The organism is Sphaerimonospora mesophila, from assembly GCF_001417795.1.
GTDB classification, from domain to species: Bacteria; Actinomycetota; Actinomycetes; order Streptosporangiales; family Streptosporangiaceae; genus Sphaerimonospora; species Sphaerimonospora mesophila.
The window spans coordinates 280000-305911 of sequence record NZ_BCBX01000036.1; the positions used below are offsets into that span (position 1 = coordinate 280000).

Annotated in this window: 26 protein-coding genes; 17 read left to right on the plus strand and 9 right to left on the minus strand. The window is 70.7% G+C overall.

Translation table 11 applies throughout. The features are described 5' to 3' along the window. The first annotated feature begins 164 nt into the window (after positions 1 to 164). From bla to AP234_RS36320, 3 genes are all read left to right on the plus strand, one after another. On the plus strand, positions 165 to 1181 hold the full coding sequence (gene bla / locus AP234_RS17160) for a class A beta-lactamase (protein WP_055480655.1): 1017 nt from the start codon (positions 165 to 167) through the stop codon (positions 1179 to 1181). 117 nt (positions 1182 to 1298) lie between these two features. Next, a complete protein-coding gene (locus AP234_RS17165) occupies positions 1299 to 1781 on the plus strand; it encodes a hypothetical protein (protein WP_055480656.1) in 483 nt (160 codons plus the stop codon). Continuing rightward, positions 1762 to 2034, plus strand: coding sequence for a hypothetical protein (locus AP234_RS36320; protein ID WP_152990458.1), 273 nt, complete (start codon positions 1762 to 1764; stop codon positions 2032 to 2034). The genes AP234_RS17165 and AP234_RS36320 overlap by 20 nt, the downstream gene beginning before the upstream one ends. Positions 2035 to 2229: 195 nt before the next feature. On the opposite strand, the gene AP234_RS17170 is transcribed toward AP234_RS36320, so the two are convergent. After that, positions 2230 to 4299, minus strand: coding sequence for a S9 family peptidase (locus tag AP234_RS17170; protein ID WP_055480657.1), 2070 nt, complete (start codon positions 4297 to 4299; stop codon positions 2230 to 2232). 82 nt (positions 4300 to 4381) lie between these two features. On the opposite strand from AP234_RS17170, the gene mshB reads away from it, so the two are divergent. The 4 genes from mshB (at position 4382) to AP234_RS17190 (ending at position 7435) form a co-directional block, all read left to right on the plus strand. Next, positions 4382 to 5290 (plus strand): N-acetyl-1-D-myo-inositol-2-amino-2-deoxy-alpha-D-glucopyranoside deacetylase, encoded by a 909-nt coding sequence (gene mshB / locus AP234_RS17175; RefSeq protein ID WP_055480658.1) that lies wholly within the window; start codon positions 4382 to 4384, stop codon positions 5288 to 5290. A gap of 88 nt (positions 5291 to 5378) precedes the next feature. After that, positions 5379 to 5786 carry a DUF6113 family protein gene (locus AP234_RS17180; RefSeq protein ID WP_055480659.1) on the plus strand — a complete coding sequence of 136 codons (408 nt, stop codon included), beginning with the start codon at positions 5379 to 5381 and terminating at the stop codon, positions 5784 to 5786. A gap of 87 nt (positions 5787 to 5873) precedes the next feature. Beyond that, the gene (locus AP234_RS17185; protein ID WP_200926557.1) at positions 5874 to 6428 is read left to right on the plus strand and encodes a hypothetical protein; all 555 of its coding nucleotides are present in this window, start codon (positions 5874 to 5876) and stop codon (positions 6426 to 6428) included. Next, positions 6386 to 7435: an MBL fold metallo-hydrolase gene (locus tag AP234_RS17190; protein ID WP_200926558.1), complete on the plus strand. Its 1050-nt coding sequence runs from the start codon at positions 6386 to 6388 to the stop codon at positions 7433 to 7435. The genes AP234_RS17185 and AP234_RS17190 overlap by 43 nt, the downstream gene beginning before the upstream one ends. A 168-nt stretch (positions 7436 to 7603) precedes the next feature. On the opposite strand, the gene AP234_RS17195 is transcribed toward AP234_RS17190, so the two are convergent. From AP234_RS17195 to AP234_RS17225, 7 genes are all read right to left on the minus strand, one after another. After that, positions 7604 to 8359 (minus strand): hypothetical protein, encoded by a 756-nt coding sequence (locus AP234_RS17195; RefSeq protein ID WP_055480660.1) that lies wholly within the window; start codon positions 8357 to 8359, stop codon positions 7604 to 7606. A 70-nt stretch (positions 8360 to 8429) separates the two neighbouring features. Next, positions 8430 to 10325 (minus strand): sigma factor-like helix-turn-helix DNA-binding protein, encoded by a 1896-nt coding sequence (locus AP234_RS17200; RefSeq protein WP_055480661.1) that lies wholly within the window; start codon positions 10323 to 10325, stop codon positions 8430 to 8432. Between the two features lie 133 nt (positions 10326 to 10458). Further along, positions 10459 to 12519: a UvrD-helicase domain-containing protein gene (locus AP234_RS17205; protein WP_055480662.1), complete on the minus strand. Its 2061-nt coding sequence runs from the start codon at positions 12517 to 12519 to the stop codon at positions 10459 to 10461. A 3-nt stretch (positions 12520 to 12522) separates the two neighbouring features. Further along, complete coding sequence (locus AP234_RS17210; RefSeq protein ID WP_152990459.1) at positions 12523 to 14487, minus strand: hypothetical protein; 1965 nt, start codon at positions 14485 to 14487, stop codon at positions 12523 to 12525. A gap of 147 nt (positions 14488 to 14634) precedes the next feature. Next, positions 14635 to 15486 (minus strand): class I SAM-dependent methyltransferase, encoded by an 852-nt coding sequence (locus AP234_RS17215; RefSeq protein WP_235558207.1) that lies wholly within the window; start codon positions 15484 to 15486, stop codon positions 14635 to 14637. 106 nt (positions 15487 to 15592) lie between these two features. After that, positions 15593 to 16693, minus strand: a complete 1101-nt coding sequence (locus AP234_RS17220; RefSeq protein ID WP_055480664.1) for an ABC transporter substrate-binding protein — start codon at positions 16691 to 16693, stop codon at positions 15593 to 15595. Positions 16694 to 16944: 251 nt separating this feature from the next. After that, positions 16945 to 17166: a hypothetical protein gene (locus tag AP234_RS17225; protein ID WP_055480665.1), complete on the minus strand. Its 222-nt coding sequence runs from the start codon at positions 17164 to 17166 to the stop codon at positions 16945 to 16947. A 97-nt stretch (positions 17167 to 17263) separates the two neighbouring features. On the opposite strand from AP234_RS17225, the gene fdxA reads away from it, so the two are divergent. From fdxA to AP234_RS17275, 10 genes are all read left to right on the plus strand, one after another. Continuing rightward, entirely contained in the window at positions 17264 to 17590 is a 327-nt protein-coding gene (fdxA, locus tag AP234_RS17230) for a ferredoxin (protein ID WP_055480783.1), read from the plus strand. Between the two features lie 116 nt (positions 17591 to 17706). Next, complete coding sequence (gene dapC, locus AP234_RS17235) at positions 17707 to 18786, plus strand: succinyldiaminopimelate transaminase (protein WP_055480666.1); 1080 nt, start codon at positions 17707 to 17709, stop codon at positions 18784 to 18786. A gap of 109 nt (positions 18787 to 18895) precedes the next feature. Beyond that, entirely contained in the window at positions 18896 to 19456 is a 561-nt protein-coding gene (locus tag AP234_RS17240; protein WP_235558208.1) for a DUF4178 domain-containing protein, read from the plus strand. A 22-nt stretch (positions 19457 to 19478) separates the two neighbouring features. Further along, positions 19479 to 20291 carry a hypothetical protein gene (locus AP234_RS17245; RefSeq protein ID WP_200926559.1) on the plus strand — a complete coding sequence of 271 codons (813 nt, stop codon included), beginning with the start codon at positions 19479 to 19481 and terminating at the stop codon, positions 20289 to 20291. 25 nt (positions 20292 to 20316) lie between these two features. Further along, a complete protein-coding gene (dapE, locus tag AP234_RS17250; protein ID WP_055480668.1) occupies positions 20317 to 21372 on the plus strand; it encodes a succinyl-diaminopimelate desuccinylase in 1056 nt (351 codons plus the stop codon). Between the two features lie 165 nt (positions 21373 to 21537). Beyond that, positions 21538 to 22284 (plus strand): TIGR00730 family Rossman fold protein, encoded by a 747-nt coding sequence (locus AP234_RS17255; RefSeq protein WP_055480669.1) that lies wholly within the window; start codon positions 21538 to 21540, stop codon positions 22282 to 22284. Between the two features lie 9 nt (positions 22285 to 22293). Further along, complete coding sequence (locus AP234_RS17260) at positions 22294 to 22869, plus strand: TIGR00730 family Rossman fold protein (protein ID WP_055480670.1); 576 nt, start codon at positions 22294 to 22296, stop codon at positions 22867 to 22869. A gap of 251 nt (positions 22870 to 23120) precedes the next feature. Continuing rightward, positions 23121 to 23660, plus strand: a complete 540-nt coding sequence (locus AP234_RS37280) for a hypothetical protein (protein ID WP_055480671.1) — start codon at positions 23121 to 23123, stop codon at positions 23658 to 23660. 340 nt (positions 23661 to 24000) lie between these two features. Further along, positions 24001 to 24417, plus strand: coding sequence for a hypothetical protein (locus AP234_RS17270; RefSeq protein WP_152990460.1), 417 nt, complete (start codon positions 24001 to 24003; stop codon positions 24415 to 24417). Further along, complete coding sequence (locus AP234_RS17275; RefSeq protein WP_083502186.1) at positions 24411 to 24995, plus strand: DNA-3-methyladenine glycosylase I; 585 nt, start codon at positions 24411 to 24413, stop codon at positions 24993 to 24995. The genes AP234_RS17270 and AP234_RS17275 overlap by 7 nt, the downstream gene beginning before the upstream one ends. On the opposite strand, the gene AP234_RS17280 is transcribed toward AP234_RS17275, so the two are convergent. After that, entirely contained in the window at positions 24985 to 25752 is a 768-nt protein-coding gene (locus AP234_RS17280; protein WP_055480674.1) for a PaaX family transcriptional regulator C-terminal domain-containing protein, read from the minus strand. The genes AP234_RS17275 and AP234_RS17280 overlap by 11 nt on opposite strands. Positions 25753 to 25912 lie beyond the last annotated feature (160 nt).

Genomic DNA, 25912 nt, shown 5'->3' on the forward strand with positions numbered 1-25912 from the left:
AGGCCGCGCCCCCGGTCAGCGTGGACACCCCGTCGGCACCGCTGATACCGGAGAGAACTGCATTCATAAGTGAACTGATATCGTTACTTTTTCGATACGGATATTAGACATGGACTGACCGCTCTGCTTTGCTGCTCCTCATTGATCGAGGAGGGTGAACAGGCATGCGACAGTCCCGTGCTCGCCGCTTCCCGTCGGCGGCACCCGCGGCCGTGTTGGCGATCTTCATGCTGGCGGGCTGTGCGGCCGGCGGGGCGGACGCCGTGTCCGGCACCGTGCCGCACACCGTGTCCGGCACCGTGCCGGTCGTGAGCCCGCAGGCGGCGGGTGAGCAGTCGGCGGTCGACCGTCCGGCCTCGCCGTCGTACGGCGAGGCCGAGGCGCGGCGGAAGCTGCGGGCGCTGGAGGCGGCCTTCAAGGGACGCATCGGTGCGTACGCCGTCGACACGGCCAGCGGAAAGACCGTCGCCTACCGGTCGGGGGAGCGTTTCCCGCTGCTGTCCACCTTCAAAGCGGTGGCCGCCGCCGCGGTGCTGCACAAGGCGCGCACCTCCGATCCGGGGCTGATGGACAGGGTCGTCCGCTGGAGCCGCGACGACCTCAAGCCGCACTCACCGATCACCGAGAAGCATGTGGGGGACGGGATGACCGTTGCCCGGCTGTGCGAAGCGGCGATCAGGTACAGCGACAACACCGCGAGCAACATGCTGCTGAAGCAGATCGGCGGACCGGCGGGCCTGACCCGGTACTTCCGTACGTTGCAGGATCCGATCTCCCGGCTGGACCGCTGGGAGAGCGAGCTCAACGACTGGAACCCCAAGGAGAGGCGGGACACCACCACCCCCGAGTCCATGGCGCGAAGCCTCCACGCGGTCACGATCGGCGACGCGCTCGACGCCAAGGACCGAGACCGGCTGAACGGCTGGCTGACCGCGAACACGACCGGTGATGCCCGCATCCGGGCCGGCCTGCCCAAGGACTGGACAATCGGCGACAAAACCGGCACCGGCGGCTCGTACGGCACCGCGAACGACATCGCCGTCGTCTGGCCCGCCGAGGCCGCCGCGCCGATCGTGATGGCGATCTACACCAACCGCCGGGCGGCCGACGCCCCCGGCGATGACAAGATCGTCGCCGAGACCGCGGCCATCCTCGTGCGCGGTCTCGGCAGGCTCCCATAGGGATCCACCGGCCAGGCAGGCGTTGCCCGGCGGCGGGGGCGAAATCCCCCGTACGGGGGAGAAGGTCGGCTCCGCGGTGGGAGGTGCGGGCCAGGGCGCGGCGGCAGGATCTCGGGCATGAGCTTGATGAAGTCGTCGACGGCCGCCTGGGCCGGAGCCGGCGCCGTGGTCCCCTACACGGTGATGAAGACATATTGGGCGTTCGGCGGGACCGCGGGCAGGCCCGCCGGTGATCTGGCCGCACACCTGAAGGTGAACGGCGCACCCGAGGCGCTGGTGTGGCTGGAACGGCACGGGCTGGACTTCACCGTCGTGGCGGCGCTGGTCGGGGTGTTGTTGCTGGCGGCGCTGGTCCTGCCGTGGGGAGCGAGACTGCCGCGCTGGAGCCTGCTGGTGCCGGGCTGGACGGGCGCGCTCTTGCTCACGCCCTACGGACTTGCCACCATGGTCGCCGCACCGCTGGGGTTCACGGTCGGCGACGCCACCGGCTGGTCCTGGTGGGTCGGAATCGTCGGTGGCCTGGCATTCGCCGGACTGGGCGCGGCGCTCGGCGTATGCAGCCGGTCCTACGGTCGACGACATGATCGAGCGCGACGATAGGCCCAGGAACCTGGACTTCAGCCCTCTTACGGTCGCGACGCGGCACTCCGGGAGGGGTTCGAGGCCGGGTCGGCGCATCATTCCCCGGCACAAGAACGCCTGCGCCACTCTGCTGGAACGCATCGCGGGCGCCACCTTTCCAGCGGATGGCGGAAGGCCGGATTCTCCCGGTGCGGGATTCACCGTCGCCGGCCCGGTACCGGCCATGAGCGATGCCGAGTTCGCCCACTTCATGGGCCCGCCGCAGCGCTGAGGATCGCGTCGCCGGCTCCATGCACCCGATGAGGCCGGCGACGCCCGTCTTATCGACCTTGACGTTGTTGCTGTGAAATCCGCGTTCGGAGAGCAATAACGTCAAGGTCGAATCGGTCGCGGTCCCCGTGATGGCGATGAGCCGAGGGCCTGGACGGATATATCCGGACAAGTCCGGGGGACCACCCGCCAAAGGTCAGATGCCGAGGGACTTCTTGAGGAAGTCGAGCTGGAGGAGCAGCAGGTTCTCGGCGACGACCTCCTGGGGGGTCATGTGGGTGACGCCCGACAGCGGCAGCACGGTGTGCGGCCGACCGGCCGCGAGCAGCGCCGACGACAGCCGCAGTGTGTGCGCGGCCACGACGTTGTCGTCGGCCAGGCCGTGCACGAGCAGCAGCGGGCGGTCCAGCTTCTCCGCGTCGGCGAGCAGCGAGGACGCCTCGTAGTGTCCCTCGTCCGGATGGCCGAGATAGCGCTCGGTGTAGCAGGTGTCGTACAACCGCCAGTCGGTGACCGGCGCCCCCGCCACGGCGGCGTGGAAGATGTCCGGCCGGCGCAGCACCGCGAGCGCGGCCAGATATCCGCCGAACGACCACCCGCGGATGGCGACCCGCGACAGGTCGAGGTCGTCGGCGTGCTGCGCGGCCACCCCCTGGAGGGCGTCCACCTGGTCGTCGAGCGTGAGCGTGAAGTCGTGCCTGACCTCGCGCTCGAAGGCCGGGCCGCGTCCGGGCGTGCCCCGTCCGTCGGCCACGATGACGGCGAAGCCCTGCTCGGCCCACCACTGGGACTCCAGGAACATCCGCCGCGCGGCGAGCACCCGCTGGGCGTGCGGTCCGCCGTACGGATCCATCAGCACGGGCAGCCGTCCCGACCCCGGCACGTGCCAGGAGGGGAACAGGATCGCGGTGGACAGATCCCGCGAGCCCGCCCGGACGAAGGAGACCCGGGGTTCCAGCGGTGGCCGCTCGGCGACCGACCGGATCGAGCCGCCACCGGAGGGCGCGGTGCCGTCGGGACGGATGACCGTGATCGACGTGCCCTCGCTCTCCAGGCTCTGGCTGGTGACGAGGGTGACGCCGCCGGCGCGGCGGCCGCCGTACACCCCGGACTCCATGGCCACCGGGCTGATCGCACCGCCCGCGTAGGTCCACAGGTGGATCTCGGTGGGTTCCCCGCTCGCCTGGAAGAGCACGGTGTCGCCGTCCACGTCCAGCACCGCCCTGACCTGCAGCGACGGCGGGGTCACCGGATCGGAGCCGATGATCAGGCGGCGGCCGCCGTCGGCGTCGGCCACCCAGACGAGCGATCCGTCGGACAGGCGGGCCGGCACGCCGGAGACGATGTCCACCCAGGCCGGGTCGGTGTCCTCCCGGAGCGGCTCGGTCGCGCCGGTCGCGGGATCGACCGAGAGCAGACGCATGCTGCGCTGGTCACGGGAGAGCGTCACGATCGCCGGTCCGTACGCGTCCCAGATCGCGGTGACCAGATATTCCTGGTCGTACGGCACGGCCACGCGGGAGCCGTCGAGCCCGATCACGAACAGCGAGACCTCGGCGTTGGCCGTCCCCGCCGCGGGGTAGCGCTGGGGCACGGCCGGGCGGTCGGGATTGGCCGGGTCGGCGATGTGCCAGAGCGCGACGGGCGAGTCGTCCACGCGGGCGACCAGCAGCCGGTCCCCCGACGGGGACCACCAGTAGCCCCGCATGCGGTCCATCTCCTCGGCGGCGACGAACTCGGCGAGGCCGTAGGCGACCTCGTCGTGCTCGGGCGTGGCCAGGGCCGTGTCCGTCCCCGTGGCGAGGTCCTGCACGCGCAGGGCGCCGCCGGTGACGTAGGCCACCTTCGTGCCGTCCGGGTCGAGCCGGGGGTCGATGACCGGGCCCGGGGTCTCCAGCCGGCGCGTCACCCCGCTTGAGAGATCGACGAGGTGGAGCTCGCCGGACAGGGCGAAGACGGCCATGCGCACCCGCTGGTCGGTCGAATAGCCGACCACGCCGCCCGCCGACTCCCTGGACCGCTCGCGGCGGGCCCGCTCCTCGGGCGGCAGATCCTCGTCGGCCGCGCCGAGCGAGAGCGGGTCGACGACGAGCCGCTCCGTTCCCGTCGCGATGTCGAACTCCCACAGACACGTCACGGGATCGATGCCGGACTTCGTGCGCAGGAAGATCACCCGATCGCCCTGTGGGGAGATCGTGAAGCCGCGCGGCACCCCGAGGGTGAACCGTCGGGTCCTTGCCTGCAGGCGCGGAAAACTGTCTGTCATAACTCCTCATCCTGCCAGTTCCGCCTCTCCTGAGGATGGTGGCGGATATGCCGGGAAAGGGCACGACTTTAAGCTCGAAGGCATGTTGGATCGCCGTTTGCTGCTCGTGCACGCCCACCCGGACGACGAGACGATCGGAACCGGGGCGACCATGGCCAGATACGCGGCCGAGGGAGCCCACGTGACGCTCGTGACCTGCACCCTCGGAGAGGAGGGCGAGATCATCCCGCCCGAGCTCGCGCACTTCGCCGCCGACCGTGACGACACGCTCGGCAAGCATCGCATCGGCGAGCTCGCCGCCGCGTGCGAGGCGCTGGGCGTCGCCGATCACCGTTTCCTGGGCGGTGCGGGCCGCTGGCGTGACTCCGGCATGATGGGCGTCCCCTCCAACGACGTCCCCGGCTGCTTCTGGCGGGCCGATGTGGACGAGGCGGCCGGTGAGCTGGTCAGGGTGATCCGCGAGGTCCGGCCGCAGGTGGTCGTCACCTACGACGAGAACGGTTTCTACGGGCATCCCGACCACATCCAGGCGCATCGCATCGCCTGGCGTGCCTTCGAGCTGGCGGCCGATCCCGCTCACGCGGAGGGCGGCGAGCCGTGGCGGATCGCCAAGTTCTACTTCACCGCCACTCCGAAGTCGGTCATGAAGCGGGCCGCCGAGGAACTGCGGGAGGCCGACATCGGCTTCACGCCCGAGTCGGTCGACGATCTGCCGTACGGCTGCGCGGACGGCGCGGTCACCACGGAGATCGACGCCAGGCCGTACGTTCCGGCCAAACTCGACGCGATGCGGGCGCACGCCACCCAGATCTCCGTACGCGACCCGTGGTTCGCGCTCTCCAACGGCATCGGCCAGCGGGCCTCCGGCGTCGAGCACTTCATCCTGCGGGCCGGGACCCGTGGCCCCGCCGGGGTCGGCGTGCCGAGGGAGGAGGGCGGCCTGGGCGAGCCGTACGACCGCGAGACCGACCTGTTCGCGGGCATCGGCTAATCTCGCGCCTATGAGGGAGGAGACCCCCGGAGCCTCCGGGGTAGAGCCACAGCGCCTCGGAGGGGTTGAGCCGCAGCGCCTCGGACCCGTGTCGAGGCCGGTGGCCGACGACGCCATGGGGCCGATGGTCGCCGGGGCGGCCTACGGCATGCTCTTCCTCCTGGGCATCGTGCTCGGCGTCGTCGGCGGGTTCCAGCACTCCTGGTACGTCGGCGGGGTGCCCGTCGCCGCCCTCGCCTGGCTGGTGGTCCTGTTCGCGGTGCCGTACGGCATGGGCCGGCTGATGGGCGGCAAGGCGGGGGCGCTCGTGCCCGCGCTCGGCTGGTTCGCGTCGTCGTTCCTGCTGGCCGCCAAGCAGCGGGCCGGCGATCTCGTCATCGCGGGCGACACCTCCGGGTTCTGGTACCTCTACGGCGGGGTCGTGGTCCTGGCGGTGGCGGTGATCGTGACCCGGTCCAGCGGATCCTGGCTGCTGAGGTCGTACGGCAGGGCCTGAAACGAGGCAATGCGCTGCGAAACTGTTATACGACTCTCCGTCATTGGACCGCTTTACTCATGAGTGAAGGACGCGCATGCTGATGACATGCGGCGTGCGCACCGGATCAGACAGGTGGTCAACTACGCCAACCTCTCCACTCCGCTGGGGCTGCTGATCGCCCTGATCGGCGGAGCGAGACTCCGCCGCGGCGAGCGAGGGCTCGTCTACGCGTACGGCTACCGCGTCCCGTTCCCCGTCGCCGGGGCGTTCACGGTCGGCAACGTGGTCATGACCAGGCACGCCGAGGGCTACCTCGCCGGCAGACTCCTCGACCACGAGTCGCGGCACGCCACCCAGTACGCCGCCTGCGTCGGACTGCCCATGCTCGTCCTGTACGTGTCGGCGTCGGCGCTCTCACTCGCCGTCTGCGGTCACCCCGCCTCGTGGAACGTGTTCGAACGGCTGGCCGGTCTGGAAGACGGCGGATATCCGCGGCTGACTCCCCGGTGGCGCCGGTCGAGCGCACGAGCCGGTCAAGAGAAAGAATGGAATCCGTCTGCCGTATCAGGAATATTTCCGCCCGTACGGGGATCATGGAATGCGGAAGGGAGGGGTTCATGTCGCAGACGATCCGCCCTGAGAGCCCGGAGACGCCACTAGTCGAGACACCACCGGTCCCACAGGTTCCCCAGACACCCGAGACCCCCGAGAGCTCCGAGGTTTCGCAGAGCCGGAGTGTTGCACGCCGCCGATGGCCGTCGAGCTTCGCCGACCGCCTGACCACGCCGCTGCCGGGCTTTCGCGAGGTCCTGAGCGTGATGTGGCACGGGGGGTTCCGCACCGACGTCGGTGACGCCGACCAGATTCCCGTACGCCGCAGCGGCCTTCCCCGGGCCGCCGCCACCGACGTGATCGTCACCTGGGTCGGCCACGCCACCTTCATCGTCCAGATCGGCGGGCTCACCGTGCTGACCGACCCCGTCTGGTCCCGCAAGATCCCGGGAGTGCGTCAGCGGCTGACCCCTCCGGGCGTGGCCTGGTCGGACCTGCCGAAGATCGACGCGGTCGTCATCAGCCACAACCACTACGACCACCTCGACGCCGCCACCGTGCGCCGGCTGCCGAAGGACACCGCGATCTTCGTCCCCGCCAAGGTCGCGTCCTGGTTCACCCGCCGGGGATTCCGCAATGTCACCGAGCTCGACTGGTGGGAGTCCGCCGAAATCGGCGGTGTGACGTTCGACTTCGTGCCCGCCCACCACTGGAGCCGCCGCACGCTCTGGGACACCTGCCGCACCCTGTGGGGCGGCTGGGTGCTCGGCTGGGGCGACCGCCGCGTCTACTTCGCGGGCGACACGGCCTACGGCGAGCGGTTCGCCCAGATCGGTGAGCGCTACCCGGGCATCGACCTCGCCTTGATGCCGGTCGGGGCCTACGAGCCGCGCTGGTTCATGAAGGTCACCCATGTCGACCCGGCGCAGGCCGTACAGGCATGTGTCGACGTCGGGGCCCGCCGGATGGCGACCATGCACTGGGGGACGTTCGTGCTCTCGGCCGAGCCGCTCCTCGGGCCGGTGCGTGAGGCGCGGGAGGCCTGGGCGGCGCACGGCCTCGACCCCGACGACCTGTGGGACCTCGCCGTCGGCGAGAGCCGCGTGCTGCGCTGACCTGGCCGCGTGCCGCGCTGACCCGCCGTGTGCTGCGCTGACCCGGCCGCGTGCCGCGCTGAACCGGAGACGGTATGCGCCGGGTCTAGAGCATCGGTCACGTAATGTCACCGGTGTTCGGCGGCTTCGGTCCCTCCACCCACAGGCATCGGTTACCTGACCGGCGTTCTAGATCCTGCCGATGTCGGCCGGGAGGTCGAGGCCGAGGATGTGGTCGAAATGGAGGAACGTCTCGAACCGCGACCCCGGTGGCACCGACTCGTCGTCTCCGAGTTCGGCCAGCAGGCGCAGCGCGAGCGGCGTGTCGAGGTCGTCATCGAGTGCCCGCTGGACGGGCGCCGCCCGGTCCGTGTCGATGGGACGGCTGGGCGACTCGGCCCACTCGGCGACCCGCCGCCGCCACCGTCTGAGCGTCTCGTCCGCCTCGCGAAGGACGGCCCAGGTCAGCTCGATCGGCGGCCGATAGCCGTGCGCCAGGAAGGCGTGCCGTACGGCCACCGGATCGAGTCCGGCGGCGGAGACGTCGGACAGGTACGCGGCGTCCGGCTCCTCGGGGAGGCCGACCCGCCCGGTCAGCGCCCAGCGGCCGGGGGAGCCGTTCCGGGGAGCCGGAGACCCGGCCGGGCCGACGTGGAGGTCGATCCGTACGTCCGCGCCCGCCGGCGCGGGGTGCTCCTGTGGGCGGACGTTGAGCGCGAGGATGTCGTCGCGCGGCGGCTCGACGTCGTGGAAGGCGAGCACGCGCAGCCGCCGCCGCTCGCCCATCCTGCGTACCAGGTCGGCGAGCAGAAGCGGGCGCAGCTCGTCCAGTCGCGCGGGCCGGCCGTCGGCCTCACCCCCGTGGACGTGCATCAGCAGGACCCGTGAAGCAGGCGGGACGATCGGCTCGGTCCGTCCGGTCACCATGTCGTACAGGCGCAGCATGCACCCGAGCCTAGGTCGTGGCCGGCGGACGGTGTTCGCCGGACACCCCTGTGCCGTGGGACCTCGGGGTCTAGGCGGGCGGGAGGAACTGCAGGATCTCCCGGTCGCCGCGCTCGCGCAGCCGGTCGAGCACCTCCTCTCGCGAGGCGCCCTCGGGCAGGCCGATGCGGGCGCCGATCAGCCGCAGCCCCTCCGCCTCGGAGGCGATCGGAGCCGTGTAGCCGATGAGGTAGAGGGCCTGGTTGAGCGGCGGCAGCCCGGCCACGGCGGCGGGCAGGAACCGGGTCAGCAGCTCTCCGCCGTCGGAGACCGTGAGGAAGACGTGGTCGCCCTCTGAGGCGTTGTACTCGGCCAGCACATGCCTGATCGACCCGATGGTCGGCTGGTTGTGCCAGCTTATGATCACCTCGCCGCTCGGCGCCGAGGCGGTGAGCTGCCCGCCGGGGGCCATGCCCAGGTGCGCGGCGAAGCCGGTCGGCAGGGGAGAGCCGGAACCGCGCAGGTGCTCGGCGTTGATGTCGACGCGGTGCCACCAGCGGCCGTCACGGCTGCGGAAGCAGCGGCGGGTCATCGACACGTCGCGTCGCGGATGGTACGGCTCGGCGGTCTCCTGCCCGGCCACCCTGATGTGGCCGCGCTGGGTGCGCTCGAATCCGGGCCCTCCGGCGTACGCCCTTATGGAGCTCTCGCTGACGTCGTAGCGCGAGGTGAGGCTGTCCACGATCGTGTTCACGGATGCCTCGCCGCCGGCCCGCTCGATCTCCCGGTTGATCATCTCCCGGATGCCCAGGTATTCGTCGCCGCCCCAGCGCCGCAGGCCGTACTTGTTGCGGTCGAGGCGCAGGAACCGTTCGTCGGAGCCGAGCTGGCCGCGCACACCGGCCACGCTGTGGTCTCCGCCGATCCGTGCCTGGATCTCCTCGGGCGTGAGCGGGGTGCCCGCCACGGACAGCACCGCCTCGGCGCGGTCGCCCAGGGCGCGCGGCCAGGGCACCACGTGGCCGTCCAGGACCCGCAGGTGCGGTATCGAGGCGAGCCAGCGCTCGGCCATGTCCTCGCGGATGCCGAGCCTGCCGATCATGGCCACGGACTCGCCCAGCGGGTGTGGCCCGTCAGCGAAGAGCTGCCGGGTCTTCTCCCGCAGCTCGTCGGCGCCCCCGGCGACCAGCCAGCCGTCCACCTGCTCATATCCGCTGAGCAGGGTACGGACGACCCGCCAGGCGGGGATGGCCAGCGTGACGAGTTCGGCGCGGTGCCAGGGCACGGCCGCCGCGAGATCGTCAGCGGGCACGGCCGCGCCGAGCCGGTTGCGCAGCCAGGACAGGTGGGCGTTCAGCGGAGCGGCCTCCGGACGGGTCAGCCACTCCATGACGTGGTCGCGCAGGTCGCGTTCGATCTGCCGGATCCGCTCCCGGGTGACCGAGAACCGCTGGGCGAGCTCGTCCAGCGTGGCTCGGTGGTGTGCGGCCTGGCCGGGCTGCTGTTCGGCATGGAGGGAGGAATCGAAGTAGAGCCGGTCCCTGGCGATGGCCAGCTGCCGCTCGTCCAGCCCGGCGAAGATCTCGTCGATGACCTCGGGCATCGGGCGTTCCGGCAGGGCCGGGGGGACCGGGACCCCGGCCGGCGCGGCGTCCTCACCGGGATCGGTGGCCAGCAGCTTGTCGATCACCTCGGTGAAGAGCCGGTGGACGCTCTCGCGGGGGCCGGGCGTCTGCTGACTCTCCTGGGGATCGGTGAACCTGAGCAGCGGAAGGATGTCCCCGAGGATCAGGTGCGCCCAGCAGGCGGTGGTGAGGTCGGCCAGCCGGGACGCCACCTGGGCGGTGCCCACCGCAGCACAGGCGCGATCGAGTGGCAGTGCGTGCCACCAGGCGTCGGGAAGGCCGGGGTCGCTCGCGATCGGCTCCACCTGACTGGGCGCGGTCCAGCGCAACGGGGGCACGATGTCGCTAAGGCTCAGGTTCATGCATGTCCAACAAGGGGAAGGTATCCGCGGATCAGACTAGGGGATCCAGGTCGCGTCATGTGGATCTTCGTGCCGTCGCGGCCGTCCGGATGGCGCCTCACCACGATGAAGATCCGTAGAAACTCCCTGGAGATCATGTGGGCAGGAAGGGACTGGCGCGTCCGCAGTAGGACACATAAAGAAGTTCGCTCGCCCGCGTGCACGCCACGTAGAGCAGCCCCCGTTCTCTCTGCAGATCGTGCGCCCGGGCCGTGGGATCCTCGGTGACCGGGGTCAGCGCTTCCGGCGCTGGCACGATTCCGTCTGCCACGCCTATCACGGCCACCCGCCGGAATTCCAGCCCTTTCATGCCGTGCAGCATCGTCACCTTGACCGTGATGCCCGCGTCGCGCAGTGCCGTACGGGCGGCCCTGACCAGGTCCGCCGTGCGTGCGGCGACGCCGATGTCGGCCGTGGACACGCCTTCCTCCAGCCACGCCGAGACGTGGGAGACGAGCCCGTCGAGCTCGGCCTCCTGGCTCACGTACTCCCGGACCGTCGGGCGCGGACCGTGGCCGGCCGGGCGGAAGCCGTAGAGGTCGGCCTGTCCGCTGACCAGGCCGTCGGCCGGACCACCGCCGCGCAGCCGCACGCCCCACGACAGGATCTCCTGCGGCAGCCGGTAGGAGATCCTGAGGTGGAACCGGCGGGCGGGGATGCCGACGTCGGCCAGCGCCACCCGGGTGTCGAACATCCGCTGATGCGGGTCGCCCACGATGAACAGATCGTTCGGCCGTGCGGGCACCGCCGCCCGCAGCAGCCGCCACTGCGCCGGATGAAGGTCCTGCGCCTCGTCCACCACCACATGCCGGTACGGCTCCCGCCCCGGGGCCTCGTCACCCAGCAGGTCGCCCACCGCCCGGCCGAGCAGCCCCGCCGCGTCGGAGGCGAGCTGGATCAGCGTTCGGCGGCCGGTCTCCCGCAGCCGGCCGACGACATGCCGCACGGCCGTCCACACGACGGCCCGCGCCGCGTGGTCCAGCTCGACGCCACGTCCGGGCCGCGCGGCGGCCTGATATTCCTCCAGCGTGCGCAGGTCCTGGGCGAGGATGACCTGCTCCCACTCGCGGTGCAGGAACGCGGGCCCGAACCGGCCGCCCGCCGCCTCCCGCCACAGCTCGGCGAGGTCGTCGGCGCCGACGATCGTGGGCGGATGTCCCTCCGCCTCCGCGACCACGCGCTGGGCGACGCGGTCGACGTTCCCCACCTCGATCCGGCTGCGCGCCACCTTGTCGTCGAGGATCATGTCGAGCTTCGCCGACAGCTCGGTGGCCAGGCCCTGGGAGAAGGTGACCAGCAGGATCCGGCCGGTGCCCGCCCGGGCGAGATGGGCCGCCCGATGCAGGGCGATGATCGTCTTTCCGGTGCCCGCGCCCCCGGTGACCAGCACCGGCCGGTCGTAGTAGAGCCGGTTGGCATAGGTGTGCTGCGGCGGATGCAGGAAGGTGCACCAGTGCGGCAGCGTGAGCACCCGGTCGAGCGTGTGCCGATCGGGTGTGAACACCGCACGGTGCGGGCTGCGCCGCAGCGCCGACGGCAGGTCGTCCGGGTCGATCGCGAATGCCGGCGACGAACGGCACTCGTCCAGCTCCCGCCAGGCCGCCTCCGTCGAGCCGCCGCGCGCGAGCGCGGAAAGCGGGGCGAACTGGCTCTCCGGCAGCAGCGGCTCCACCGCCATGAGGTGAGACTCGGAGACCATCAGCCGCAGCACCGGCAGCAGTTCGTGGTCGATGCCGAGGTCCAGCAGGTCTTTGTCGCAGTACGCGGAGAACAGTCGCCGCTCCGAGCTCAGCGAGGCCCGCCGCAGCGCCGGCTCGATCCGCTCCAGCGCCTCGGCGTCCCAGGTCTCGACGACGCCGATCGCCGGGTTCACCCCGAATCGGTGGCGCTGGGCGAAGGACCACGCCATGGCGTCCGGCAGCACGGTGACGAGCCAGCGCAGGTCGCCGTGCCGTACGGCGACGCCCCGGTGCTGGTCGGCGAGCCGCAGTGTGGTGACGCGCCGGTCCCGGCCGCCCCTGACCCGTTCCGGGTGCGGTGCGGCCGGGGAGCCCAGCAGAAGCCTGCGCAGGGTGACGATCACGTCCCGGCGCACCGGGTGGGTCAGTGCACCGAGTTCCCGGACGAACTCCGGTGCGATCGCGAGCCGGGGCATCGGCTATCCCAGCAGTTCCAGCAGATCGCGGTCTCCGCGTTCGCGTAGTCGCGCGAGGAGTTCTTCTCTGTCGACCTGTCCGGGGGTGAGCCCGATCCGGGTCGCGATCACGCGCTCGGCCTGCTCCCGGTCACGGCCGGGCGCGGTGTAACCCACCAGGCGCAGCGCCCTCCTCGTCGTCTCTCCGTCGTGCGCCGCCGGCAGGTGCCGTACCCGCAGCATCCCCTCCTCGGAGAGGGTGAGGAAGAGGTGGCCGTCCTCCTCGGCCGAGACCTCCGCCAGGAGCCGCTCCATCGAGCGGAGGACGGGGTGGGCGTGCCAGGCCAGCGAGACGTCCCCGGCTGAGCTCCGCACGACCCGGCTCGCGCCCGGGGTGAGCCCGAGATAGGCGGCGAAGCCGGTGGGCAGCGACACCGCGCCCTCGCTCAGGTGCGCCCCGGTCACGTCGACCCGGAGCCACCACCGGCCGTCCGGCTGGCGGAAGCAGCGCCGGGTGAGCGCGACGTCCTTGAGTCCGGCGGGAAGTCCCGCTGAAGGCCCCACGGGAGGCTCGACAGGCGGCCCGGCCGGGGGCCCGGCTAGGGGCTCGGCAGGAGGGCTTCCGGAGACGTCGTCGGGAACGGCACCGGGGATGCCGTCCGGGGTGTCGTCCGGGATGTCGACGGCCTCCCGATGACCGGCCTGGTCCGGAGGCGCGGACGGCCGGGAGCCGCTCTGGATGCGGATCTGGGGCACGGTCTCCAGCCACTGCTTGGCCACATCCGGGCGGATGCCGAGGGAGGCGACCAGTTCCACGGCCCGGGCGACCGTGGGCGGCGGGTCCGCCTCGGCGATCAGGCGGCGGGTCCGCTCGCGCAGCTCGGCCGGGTCCGCCGCCACCAGCCAGTCGCCGGAGACGCGATAACCGGGCAGCGTGGCGAGCACGAACTGCCACGCAGGCACCTCCAGGAAGCGCAGCTCCCGTCCGTGCCAGTCGGCTACGGCCGCCAGGCGTGCCAGGGGAGCCGCCGTGCCCAGTGCCTCCGCCGTACGGGCCAGGTGTTCGCGGTACGGCTCCGCCACGGGAAGCGTGAGCCACTCGGCCAGCCGGGCCCGGAGGGCCGTCTCCAGGGCGGTGATCACGTCGGGGGAGACGGCCAGCAGCCTGGCCAGGTCTTCGACGGACGACGGATCGCCGGTGAACACCCGGTTCTGCGCCACCATCCAGGTCTGGTCGTCCAGGTCGGTGAAGGCCGCGTCGATCAGGGCCGGGAAGTCGATCAGGGCCGGGGAGCCGATCAGGGCCGGGGAGCCGATCAGGGCCGGGGAGCCGATCGAGCCCGAGGGACCGATCGAGTCAGGGAAGCCCGGAGGATCAGGGAAGCCGGGCGACGGCTCCCCCGGCGCCGAAGCTTCGAGGGCCGGCGGCCGGGGGGCCTGGAGTTCGGGGGCGGGGGAACCCGACGCCGGGGGTTCGATGGCGGCGGGTTCGATGGCAGGGGGCTCGGCGGCACGCGATTCGGCGGCAGCGGATTCGAGAGCGGGGGATCCGAAGGCAGGGGATCCGGGGGCGGGGCGTCGGGCGACGGCCGAAGATCCGGCCGGCGAAAGCGCGGTGGACGGCGAGAGCCGCTCGAACACGGTGGTGAACAGGGCGACCAGCATCGGGCGGGCGTTGATGAACGGCTGGTCGGCCAGCTCCCGGGGGGACAGCGCCAGCAGTCCGGGCCAGGAACCCGTACGGTTCAGCGCGATCGTGACCTGGGGGTCGTCGGCCTCATCCGGATCGAGCACGTACAGCGCGGGCAGGAGGTCTCCCACGGCGGCGGCCGGCCAGTGCTCCATGGCCAGATCGGTGAGCAGCTCGCCGAGCGAGGGCGGATCGTGTACGGCGAGCACATGGGAGAGGGGGAGGCTCCGCCACCAGGCGTCGGGCAGCCCGGGCCGGGCCACGAGAAGGTCGATGCGGGTGGCGTCACTCCAGCGCAACGGTGGCACGAGGTCACTCAGGCAGAAGTTCAAGGCTTTCCCCATCACTCAAGGACCAGAACATAGTCTGGCAAATCCCCCTGTCTTGGTGGCCGTTTCCTCCCTCCGGGCCGTCGACGGCACGATGTCGTGACCCGGCCGCCGAGGTCAGTGCCGTACGGCGGCGATCCGCAGGCGGACGTAATCGGCCAGCCAGCCCGACTCGTGTCGCAGCGCGGGGGCGGCGAGCTCGTTGACCCGCCGGAGCAGCGGCTCGACGGTCGCCGGGGGCACCTTTTCGAGCAGCGAGCCGGCGAACATCCGCACCCAGTCGGCCGCGCCGTTCGGGCAGCCGTCGAGTGGCGTGGGGCAGTCGAAGCACTCCACGACCCTGACGGCGAAGCCGCCCTTCTCCAGACGCGCGGCGTATTCGGCGGGACTGGGGAAGTACCACGGCAGCTCGGGCTCGCGCAGACCGTGTTCCCGCCACGCGGTGAGCATCGCCGAGGTCAGCGTGGCGCAGTTGCCCGCCCCGCCGAACTCGGCCACGAAACGGCCGCCGGGCCGCAGCGCCAGCCGTACGCACTCGATCACCGCGTCCGGGTCGCGGCTCATCCAGTGGAGTGCCGCGTTGGAGAAGACCGCGTCGTACGGCTGGGCCACGGTGAAGTCGTTGGCGTCGCCGACCGTGAAGTCGAGGCCGGGATGCTGCGCTATCGCCGCCTCGATCATGGTGTGCGAGCCGTCGATGCCCAGCACGTGCGCGCCACGGGCGGCGATCTCGGCGGTCAGCACGCCGGTGCCGCAGCCGAGGTCGAGCACACGCTCACCCGGCCGGGGGGCGAGCAGCTCGACGAGTGGCGCCCCCTGGGTCGAGACGTAACCGAAGAAGGAGCCGTCGTCGCCGCGCGTGTGCCACGTCGCCCGCGTCGAGGTGTCCCACCCGGTGCCTCCCGAGGTGCCCCACTCCGTGCTGCTTGAGGCGTTCCCCCCCAGGTGACTCGGGGTTTCGTATCTCAAGGTCGGCTCGCATTCCAAGGTTGCTGTGATAACGGCGCAATTTTACGGCTTCGCCCGCCTCAGCGAGATCCATAGCGGAAACCGCAGACCGTCACAGAAACCGCCGTCAGCCGCCCGCGATCTGGGTCCAGTGGGTTTTGAGATAGGTCCTGGCCTTGTCCTGCTGCGGGATCGTGAGGACCACCGGGGTTCCGGAGACCGCGGGAAGCCTGGCCGCCGCGTCCCGGTCCACGGTCCCGCGCATCTCCATGGCCTCCATTCTGGCCGGCCGGGCGTACGCCTTGAGGAAGAGGTTCTGGCCCTCGTCGGACAGCAGGAACTCCATCCACAGGCGTGCGGCGGCCGGGTGCGGCGCCTCGGCGTTGACGGCCTGGAGGTAGTAGGAGGCGAGCACCTCGCCCCGCGGGATCGTGACCTGCCAGGACTTCTGGTCTCGCGCGGCGGCGGCCGAGTTCATGAAGTCCCAGTCCAGCACGGCCGTCGCCTGTGCCGGACGGGCGAGCATCCCGCCCTTCTTGAGCCGGGAGAAGAGGTCGACCCCGCGCGCGGCGTCCGGCTGCCCCTCGCGCAGTGAGGCGGCCATGACGCCGCTGAAGGCCGACGCCATCCGCCGCGGGTCGCCGGGCAGCGCGACCTGGGCGCCGGGCCGGAGCAGGGCGGCGTAGGAGGCCGGGGCCGGAAGCTTGCGCGGGTCGTAGCCGATCGACATGTAGCCGCCGTACGCAGCGAACCACAGACCCTTGGGGTCCTTCAGCGTGTCCGGGATGTCGGTCCAGCCGCTGACCCGGTACGGCGCGAACCGCTTGGCGTTGGCCACGGCCACGCCGAGACCGAGGTCGAACACGTCGGGCGCGTCCTTGGCGCCGCTCAGCCGGGTGGCCGCGTCGATCTGCTGCTGGCTGCTCGCGTCCGGGAGGGTGCTGACGACCTTGATGCCGTACTTGTCCGAGAAGCGGTCGATGATCTCGCCGTAGCCGACCCAGTTGCGGGCCAGCCCGACGACGGTGAGCGTGCCCTCCTTCTTGGCCGCCTCCACCAGCCGCTCCATCGTGCCGAACCCCTCGCGCAGGCTCGTGGCCCGCGGGTTCACCGGCGGAAGCTTCTGGTCTGCTGGCTGCGGCGCCGAGCACGAGGTCGTCACCGAGGCGGTCACGGAGACGGTCATCGAGGCGAGGATCGCCGCTACGGCGCGGGCGCGAATGGTCACGCTCCGAATATCGGCGAATCGGGGGCGACCCGGCGAGGAGGCACGCGCGGGCGGGTGTCGCCGTTTGCGTGCTGATTACCGGCGCATGCAACCGGGGGATCCGCCGAGGGCGGCCCGAGGGACGCGCCGGTGGCTCCGTCAAGAGATCCGGTGGATCCGCCAAGCGATCAGCGCCGGTTCCCCGAACTCGTCGAGACGGTCTCCGAACACATTCGACACGCTCCCCGAGCTCGCCGAGACGGTCTCCCAACTCATCGAGGCGGGACGACCTTGCCCGCCACCAGCGTCTCCTCCGCGATCTCGACCAGCGTGCCGTCTCGCTTGCGTACGGCGAGCACGCCGTCCTGCCAGGATTCCAACACGCCGACGGCGTCCCGGAAGCCGTTTGGCACACGGCGTCGCAGCGTCACCCGTCGTCCCACGTCATCGGGGCTGACCCGGACCACCAGCCGAGCTCCGAGGCGAGGCTCCACGACAACCACCCCCTCCTGGTTCCGGCGACCGTCGGGCACCGCAATACTAGGTAATAGCAACCGCGGTCGAGCCGTGCGAACCCAGAAGGAGCCCGAGGTGACCTACGTCATCGCGCAGCCTTGCGTGGATGTCCTGGACAAGGCGTGCGTGGAGGAATGCCCCGTCGATTGCATCTACGAGGGCGAGCGCATGCTCTACATTCACCCCGACGAGTGCGTGGACTGCGGGGCTTGCGAACCGGTCTGCCCGGTCGAGGCGATTTTCTACGAGGACGACCTTCCCGACCAGTGGAAGGACTTCTACAAGGCCAACGTCGAGTTCTTCGAGGAGCTGGGGTCGCCCGGCGGCGCCTCGAAGGTCGGCAAAATCAATAAGGATCACCCTGTCGTGTCCGCCCTCCCGCCGCAGGCCGAGGGAGACTGACTCAGGACCGGGCCGGGGCGCACCCGCCCTCGGCCCGGCCGGGTGCCCGCATGCCGCGATCACGCGCGGCCGCGTGCGTCCGCATCGATGAGCACCACACTGACGAGGGGATTTCCTTGATCGCGTTGCCGGACTTCCCATGGGATCGGCTGGTGCCGTACCAGAAACTGGCGCGGGCGCATCCCGACGGGATCGTCGACCTGTCGGTCGGCACCCCGGTGGACCCGGTGCCCCCCGTCATCCGTACGGCACTGGCCGAGGCGGCCGACAGCCCCGGTTATCCCCTGACGTACGGAACCCCGCGGCTGCGTCAGGCGGCCGCGGGGTGGCTGCGCCGCCGACACGGGGTGACCGTCGATCCGGCGGACATCCTCCCGACGATCGGCTCCAAGGAGCTGGTGGCCTGGCTGCCGACGCTGCTCGGCGTGCGTCCCGGCGAACGCGTCGTGTTCCCCGAGCTGGCCTATCCCACCTACGACGTCGGGGCCAGGATCGCCGGGGCCGAGCCGTACGCCTCGGATGGGCTGCTGGCGCTGGGACCCGAGCGCGTGCCGCTTGTGTGGGTCAACTCCCCGTCCAATCCGACGGGCAAGGTGCTGCCCGCCGAGCATCTGCGCAAGGTCGTCGCATGGGCGCGCGAGCGCGGCGCGATCGTGGCCTCCGACGAGTGCTACATCGAGCTGGGCTGGGAGGAACAGCCGATCTCGATCCTCCATCCGGACGTGTGCGGCGGATCGCAGGAGGGCCTGCTGGCGGTCCACTCGCTGTCGAAGCGGTCGAACCTCGCCGGATATCGCGCCGGGTTCGTCGCGGGGGACTCCCGGCTCGTCAAGCGCCTGCTCGAGGTGCGCAAGCACGCCGGCATGATGATGCCCGCGCCGGTCCAGGCCGCGATGGCCGCCGCGCTCGACGACGACCGGCACGCGCTGGAGCAGCGGGAGCGGTACGCCCGGCGCCGGGCCGTGCTGCGCCCGGCGCTTGAGCGGGCGGGCTGGCGGATCGAACATTCGGCGGCCGGGCTCTATCTCTGGGCGACCAACGGCGCCGACTGCTGGGACCAGGTGCGCGCGCTCGCCGAGAAGGGCATCCTGGTGGCGCCGGGCGACTTCTACGGGGACGCCGGTCGCTCTCACATCCGGGTCGCGATCACCGCCACGGACGAGCGGGTCGACACCGCCGTAATGCGGCTCGCATGAGGCTCCAGTAGGATCGCGCGGCATGGCGACAGCGGTCGTGCTCGTGTTGAGCTTTGCCACAATTGTTGTGGTTTTGGGTGCTTTAATCGCGAGTTCGCGACGGGACCGCGTGTCGTCCACGGTCCCCGTGCCCTCGTCGCCGGACGAGTCCGAGGGGGGCGCCGGCGGGGTCTCCGTCGACGATCCCGACTACTTCGATCCCAGGACGATCAGGGTGGGCGACACCGTCTACGTACAGGCCGCGCGGCTGCGGGTCCTCGGCGCGCTGCACCTGGGACGGCAGGGCGACCAGTGGACCGAATACCTGCTGGACGACGGCACGCGGCGCTACCAGCGGCTGTCGGTGAAGGAACGGCCGGGCCCGGCGGAGGGCGTGCCCGGCCATCTGGAGGTCATGCTGTGGACCGAGGTGCCCACCCAGGGCATGGTCCCGGCAAAGCACATGCTGATCGTGGAAGGGGTCGAGTTCTACCCCGTCGACCGCGGCACCGCGTCCTTCCGCTCCGAGGGAGTGACGGGGTTCCCCGATCGCGGCCTGCTCGACTTCGCCGACTACCGGGCCGGCGACGGCCGCCATCTGTCCTTCCATCGCTTCCATGGCGGCCAGTGGACCTCGTCCCACGCCCGCCCGCTGCCCCCCGGCTCGATCTCCGTGGAGCGCCTCCCCTGACGCTGGAGGTAAGTTCTGGAACGTGAGCAGACGCACGTCCCGAACCGCTCTGACCATTGTGGTCATCGTCGCCCTGCTGGGAGGCGGCATCTACTATGGCGTCTATCACCTGCTGAAGAAGGCCCGGCCGTTCGCCCAGGGCGAACACTGCATCATCAAGACCCCGGACGGGACGCTCGACCTCGACGTCGAGCAGACGCAGATCGCCGCCACGATCGCGGCCATCGCGATCCGGCGCGGGCTGTCGGAGCGGGCGCTGCAGATCGCCTACGTGACCGCCATCCAGGAGTCGAAGCTGGCGAACCTGCCGTACGGCGACCGCGACTCGGTCGGCGTGTTCCAGCAGCGGCCGTCCATGGGCTGGGGCACGTCCGCCCAGCTCCAGGATCCCGTCTACGCGACCAGGAAGTTCTTCGCCGCGCTGGAGAAGGTCAAGCGCTATCGGACCCTGCCGCTGCACGACGCGGCCCAGGCCGTACAGCGCTCGGCAGACGGCTCGGCGTACGCCCAGCACGAGCCGGCCGCGAAAATCCTGTCCGCCGCGTTCACCGGCCGGGTGCCCCAGGCGGTGCACTGCTGGTATCCGCCGCCGGACGACTCGGTCGCCCCACAGCCCAAGGCCGCGCGGAAGCAGCTCCTGCGGGAGCTCGGCGACGACTCCTCGCCCAAGCGCGGCTGGGTGATCGCCACCTGGTACGTCGCGCACGCGCAGAAGTACGGCCTGCGGAAGGTGCGCTACGGCGGGGTCACCTGGACGGCGGCCACCGGTCACGACGGCTGGCAGAAGGATGGCAAGGAGGGGGGCAAGGCCGTCGGGGCCGTACAGATCGCCTGACCGCGAGACGCTAGGGTCAGGGGGCATGCGGCTTGACCTTGCACAGGATGTGGGCGCGCTGACGGCGCAACTGGTGGACATCGAGTCAGTGAGCGGCGACGAGAAGGCGCTCGCCGACGCGATTGAGGAGGCCCTGCTCCCCCTGGGCCACCTGACCGTTCGCCGGGTCGGCCAGAACATCGTGGCCCGCACCGACCTCGGGCGCGCCGAGCGGATCGTGATCGCCGGGCATATCGACACCGTTCCGGTGGCCGGCAACCTGCCGAGCCGGGTGGCCGACGGGGTTCTCTACGGCTGCGGCTCCTCTGACATGAAGAGCGGCGTCGCCGTTCAGCTCAAGCTCTGCCTGCTGGAGAACCCGAACCGGGATCTGACCTTCGTCTTCTACGAGTGCGAGGAGATCGAGGCGGAGCGCAGCGGCCTGCTGCGGCTGACCCGCGAGCACCCGGACTGGCTGACCGGCGACTTCGCGGTCGTCATGGAGCCGACCGACGGGCTGATCGAGGGAGGCTGCCAGGGCACGCTGCGGGTCGAGGTCGTGGCCCGCGGCGTCCGGGCGCACAGCGCACGATCGTGGGAGGGCGTCAACGCCATCCACGCGATCAAACCGATCATCGACGTGCTGGACCGCTACGAGCCGCGCCGGCCCGTCGTCGACGGCCTGGAGTATCGCGAGGGACTGAACGCGGTGGCCGTACGCGGCGGGGTCGCGGGCAACGTCATCCCGGACGAGTGCGCGGTGACGGTCAACTACCGGTTCGCCCCGGATCGCACCCTCGATGAGGCATTCGATCACGTCCGCGAGGTGTTCGACGGGTTCGAGGTCCGGCTCACCGACGGCGCCCCCGGCGCCCGTCCCGGGCTGACCCACCCCGTGGCCGCCGCCTTCGCCGCGGCGCTCGGCGGCGTGCCGCGGGCCAAGCTGGGCTGGACCGACGTGGCCCGGTTCTCGGCTCTCGGGATGCCGGCGGTCAACTGCGGGCCGGGCGACCCCAATCTCGCGCACACGAGCGGCGAGCACGTCGGTCTGGCGAAGATCGAGGAGTGCGAGCGCCGCATGGTCGACTGGCTGACCACATGAGACCAGGTCGTAGCAAGACGAAAGCGGCTTTCCTCGCCGGCCATTAGACGGGGAAAGCCGCTTTCGGTCCCGAGCAGCACCCTCGTCTCTTAGACGGCGCCACCTCCGCTCCCGGTTCCGTACGGTTTCAAGATTGTTCGCCTCCGTCGACTAGCGTGGAAAAATATGAATCCCCAACAACCCGAACGCCGCCAGGGGCCGTCACTGGTCCGCGGCGACCTCGTTCCCAAATCCACCTACGACCAGCGCCTGCTCGACCGCAAGGGGCCCACGGGGTGGCTGCATGAGGACCCATGGCGGGTCCTGCGCATCCAGGCGGAGTTCGTCGAGGGGTTCGGCACCCTCGCCGATCTGCCCACGGCGGTGACCGTCTTCGGCTCCGCCCGCGTCGCGCCGGACAGCCCCGACTACGAACTCGGCGTACGGCTCGGCACGGCGCTGGCCCGCGCGGGCTTCGCCGTGATCACCGGGGGCGGTCCCGGCCTCATGGAGGCGGCCAACAAGGGCGCGATGGAGGCCGGCGGCGTCTCCGTCGGACTGGGCATCGAGCTGCCCCACGAGCAGCGCCTCAACGACTACGTCAATCTCGGCGTGGAGTTCCGCTACTTCTTCGTGCGCAAGACGATGTTCACCAAGTACGCCTGCGGGTTCATCGCGCTGCCCGGAGGGTTCGGCACGCTCGACGAGCTGTTCGAGGCGCTTACCCTCGTCCAGACGCACAAGGTCACCTCGTTCCCGGTGGTCTTGATGGGATCGGACTTCTGGGGGCCGCTGCTGGACTGGATCCGCGGCACGCTGATGAAGACCGGCAAGATCTCCCCGGGTGACGTCGATCTCCTCTCGGTGACCGACGATCCCGACGAGGCCGTACGGATCATCACCGAGACGTCCCACCGCAACGGCGATCGTTAGGGCGTCACGGTGTTCGTCTGCGTGTACTGCTCATCCAGCCAGAAGATCGATCGCAGATATCTCGACCTGGCCGCGGACGTGGGGGCGGAGCTGGCCCGGCGTGGACACGGCCTGGTCAGCGGAGGGGCGATCGTCTCCTGCATGGGGGAGGTCGCCAGGGCCGTACGCAAGGGCGGCGGCCACACGGTGGGAGTGATCCCGCAGGCCCTGGTGGACATCGAGATCGCCGACACCGACGCCGACGAGTTGATCGTCACGGCGGACATGCGGGAGCGCAAGGGCGTCATGGACGCCCGAGCCGACGCGTTCCTCGTCCTGCCGGGTGGCATCGGCACGCTGGAGGAGCTGTTCGAGATCTGGACCACCCGCGTGCTCGGCCTCCACGACCGCCCGCTGGTCGTGCTCGACCCGTGGGGCCTCTACGGACCGTTGCGCGACCTCGTCGACGGGATGTACGAGCAGGGGTTCACCCGGCCGAACGTCTTCGACGGGATCTCCTGGGCCACCACCGTCGAGGAGGCGCTCGACCTGCTGCAGCGGCCGGGCCCGAGCCTGCGGCCCACCGGGGAGGAGCTTGGCGAGTAGGTTCATGATTCTTTAGGGGTTAATGTGCGATTTGTCCACTCGTGTGGTTAGTGTAGGCAGCCACCCGCGGAAGCCGCGAAGCGCCCGGGACCTCGCCGCCGTGCGGATCCCCAGGGCGTGACCAGGGAGGTTTCCCCCGAAACGACCGCAGGGAGCTGTTTCACATGCGAGGGCACGTCCGTTCTCAGACGAGCCATGCAGATCACGGCCGGACGGAGATCCTCTCCGGGCCGGCGGACGATTCCACGTCCATGAGCAAGAAGACCCTTGTCATCGCCGCCTCGGCCCTGGTCGCCGTGCTGGCCGCCGGGGGCGTCGGATATTCCGTACTGACCGGGTCCGACGGCGCCGACAAGGGCTCGGTGTCCACCGCACCCGATCAGCCGGGGGCCGATCGGGATTCCGCCGGGCAGGCCGGCGCCGATCAGGCGGGCGGAGATCAGGACGCGGCCGACGAATCCGGCGGTGGGGGCGGTGACCAGGCCGAGGCGCCCGGCGGGGCCGACGACGCGGGCTCCGGCGCCGCGAACGGTTCAGAGGCATCGGGCGGCTCCGGGGCGGGCGCCGACAAGAGCGGCGGTGACGGCGCCGCGAGCAAGCCGGGAGGCGCAACCGGCCAGGACCAGGCGGGCTCCGGCTCCGCCTCCAAGGGTTCCGGTTCGACGAACTCCGGATCGAAGGGCTCCGGTTCGAAGGGTTCCGGTTCGACGGGTTCCGCCGCCGACGGCTCCGACCTGGCGGACGGCCCGGCCGGTACGATTCCCGGAGCATGCGCCAAGAGCGGCTGCTAGGGTCTCTCCCCCCACCCCCCATGCCGTGATCTTGCGAATGCTCGCAGGTCCCCATCGTGAGCAGGCATTTCGCGTTCGTGATCTTGCAGTTTCTCGCACACCTATCCGCTGAACTGCGAAAACGGCTTTCGTGATCTTGCACTCCAGACCCACTGTAAGATCAACTGATGTCTCGGCGCACGTCAGATGGTCTGTGTGCGAGCTTCTGCAAGATCACGAAATGGGTCTGCGCAGGTCACCGAGGCGACTTGCAAGAATTCGCAAGATCACGGGTGGGGTGGGGCGGGGCGGGGTCGGGCTTCACGGCTCGTGTGGATAGGAGTTGTGGCACGATGCGTATGTGCTGGTCGTACTCGCCATCGCCGGAATCGCTGTCGTCGGATGCGTGGTGATGGCCTCCCTCGGACACGGCGGTGAAATGGCGGAGTTCCCCCCTGACGTGCCGCCGCTCGACCTGCCCGATGTCGGCCGGATGACCGCGGCGGACCTGGCCGCGCTGCGGCTTCCGATCAGCATCGTGGGCTACAACACCGAGGCGGTCGACGAGACGCTGCGACGGGTCTCGACCGCGCTCAGCGAGCGTGACACGCGGATCGCCGTGCTGGAGCGGCGCGTGACCGAGTTGACGGCCGGGCGGATACAGGCGCTTCAGGAGGCGCGTGCCGCCCTGCCGTCTCGCATCCGGCGTGAGCCGGACGCCCCGTCCACGGCCGCGGACTGGGAGGACGACCGGGCGGACGCGGAGGAGGCGTGGTGATCCGCTGCGGCTGGGCCGACTCGGCGCCCGACTACGCGGCCTATCACGACGACGAATGGGGCCGCCCGGTCCGCGGGGACGACGGAGTGTACGAACGGCTGACGCTGGAGGCCTTCCAGTCGGGACTGTCGTGGCTGACGATCCTGCGCAAGCGGGAGAACTTCCGGACGGCCTTCGCCGGGTTCTCCATCCCGGCGGTGGCGGAGTTCGACGAGGCGGACGTGACACGGCTGATGGCCGACCCCGGCATCGTGCGCAACCGCGCCAAGATAGACGCGGCCATCGCCAACGCCCGGGTGGCGTCGGAACTGCCCGGAGGGCTGTCCGACCTGGTCTGGCGGTATGCCGAGGAGCCGGGGACGCCGCCGGAAACCCTGGCCGACGTCCCGGCCAGGACACCGGCCTCGACGGCCCTGGCCAAGGAGCTCAGGAGACACGGCTTCCGGTTCGTCGGCCCCACCACGGCTTATGCGCTGATGCAGGCCATCGGCCTGGTGAACGACCACATCGCCGACTGCTGGGTGCGCGCGGAGGTCGGCGGTCTCCGCGGCGACTCGCGTCACCCCGTCACATCTTGAGGTTTCGGTCGACGAAAGCGGCGGCGGCGGGCAGCAGCCGGGTGGCCTCCCGCTCGAAGAAGGCGCGGGCCTCGTCGCCGGGCCAGCCGGACGGCAGCAGCTCGGCGGGCAGTCCGGGATCGCGGAACAGGAAGTTGCGCCAGCCGTGCAGGAGCCGGCTGCGAACCGCGAAGACCCGGTCGTCCGGAGCGTCGTCGGGCAGGGAGCCGACGAGCTCGACCGCGCCGGCCAGCCAGTCCCGGTAGGCCTCGGCGATCCCGTCGAGGTCCCACGCGCGGGCCAGCAGAGTTCGGGGGTCGCCTTCGAACGCCGCCTCGAACCGATGAGCCGGAACGCGCAGCTCGTCGAGCTCCGGCGAGGACCACGGCCCGATCCAGGTCGTCTCCGCCAGCGGCGCGTAACCGAGGAAGGTCAGGTCGGCCCGGAGCCGTTCGCGCCTGGCGCGCTCCCTGATCGGCTCGATCACCAGGACATGCCAACGACCCGACCACGTCGTCCTGCCCATTCGGTAGATCCGCGCGGCGGTCTCGTCGAGGCGGCGCTCGCACTTCGGCGTGGCCGCGTACCCCGGCCCCTGCGGGAGCCGTACGGGGTCGAGCCAGCCCTGGCGCACCATGCGGGAGATCGCGGTACGGACGGCCGGGGCGGCGATGTCGAGCGGTGCGAGCAGGCGTACGAGCGCGGCGACAGAGGCACGGCCACCCCGGTGGCGGAGGTGGTCACCATAGAGATCGAAGAGGGCGGCTCGGGCGTTCATCCCCTCTAGTGTGCGGTCAGAAGCCGTCGGTCACAACGCGGACGAAGCAGCATTGATCCACTGAACGGAGCCGGGGCGTTACCTTTTTGAGCCCGGAGGCGGGATAATAAGACATCACAGAAACGTGAATACGCCGGTTACCCCATGGGTTACCCCACGG

Bases quoted from the DNA above. Each gene is read 5' to 3' on its own strand.
- bla (WP_055480655.1), top strand. From the start codon at position 165: ATGCGACAGTCCCGTGCTCGCCGCTTCCCGTCGGCGGCACCCGCGGCC.
- AP234_RS17165 (WP_055480656.1), top strand. From the start codon at position 1,299: ATGAGCTTGATGAAGTCGTCGACGGCCGCCTGGGCCGGAGCCGGCGCC.
- AP234_RS36320 (WP_152990458.1), top strand. From the start codon at position 1,762: ATGATCGAGCGCGACGATAGGCCCAGGAACCTGGACTTCAGCCCTCTT.
- AP234_RS17170 (WP_055480657.1), bottom strand. From the start codon at position 4,299: ATGACAGACAGTTTTCCGCGCCTGCAGGCAAGGACCCGACGGTTCACC.
- mshB (WP_055480658.1), top strand. From the start codon at position 4,382: ATGTTGGATCGCCGTTTGCTGCTCGTGCACGCCCACCCGGACGACGAG.
- AP234_RS17185 (WP_200926557.1), top strand. From the start codon at position 5,874: ATGCGGCGTGCGCACCGGATCAGACAGGTGGTCAACTACGCCAACCTC.
- AP234_RS17190 (WP_200926558.1), top strand. From the start codon at position 6,386: ATGTCGCAGACGATCCGCCCTGAGAGCCCGGAGACGCCACTAGTCGAG.
- AP234_RS17195 (WP_055480660.1), bottom strand. From the start codon at position 8,359: ATGCTGCGCCTGTACGACATGGTGACCGGACGGACCGAGCCGATCGTC.
- AP234_RS17200 (WP_055480661.1), bottom strand. From the start codon at position 10,325: ATGAACCTGAGCCTTAGCGACATCGTGCCCCCGTTGCGCTGGACCGCG.
- AP234_RS17205 (WP_055480662.1), bottom strand. From the start codon at position 12,519: ATGCCCCGGCTCGCGATCGCACCGGAGTTCGTCCGGGAACTCGGTGCA.
- dapE (WP_055480668.1), top strand. From the start codon at position 20,317: ATGCGGCTTGACCTTGCACAGGATGTGGGCGCGCTGACGGCGCAACTG.
- AP234_RS17255 (WP_055480669.1), top strand. From the start codon at position 21,538: ATGAATCCCCAACAACCCGAACGCCGCCAGGGGCCGTCACTGGTCCGC.
- AP234_RS37280 (WP_055480671.1), top strand. From the start codon at position 23,121: ATGAGCAAGAAGACCCTTGTCATCGCCGCCTCGGCCCTGGTCGCCGTG.
- AP234_RS17280 (WP_055480674.1), bottom strand. From the start codon at position 25,752: ATGAACGCCCGAGCCGCCCTCTTCGATCTCTATGGTGACCACCTCCGC.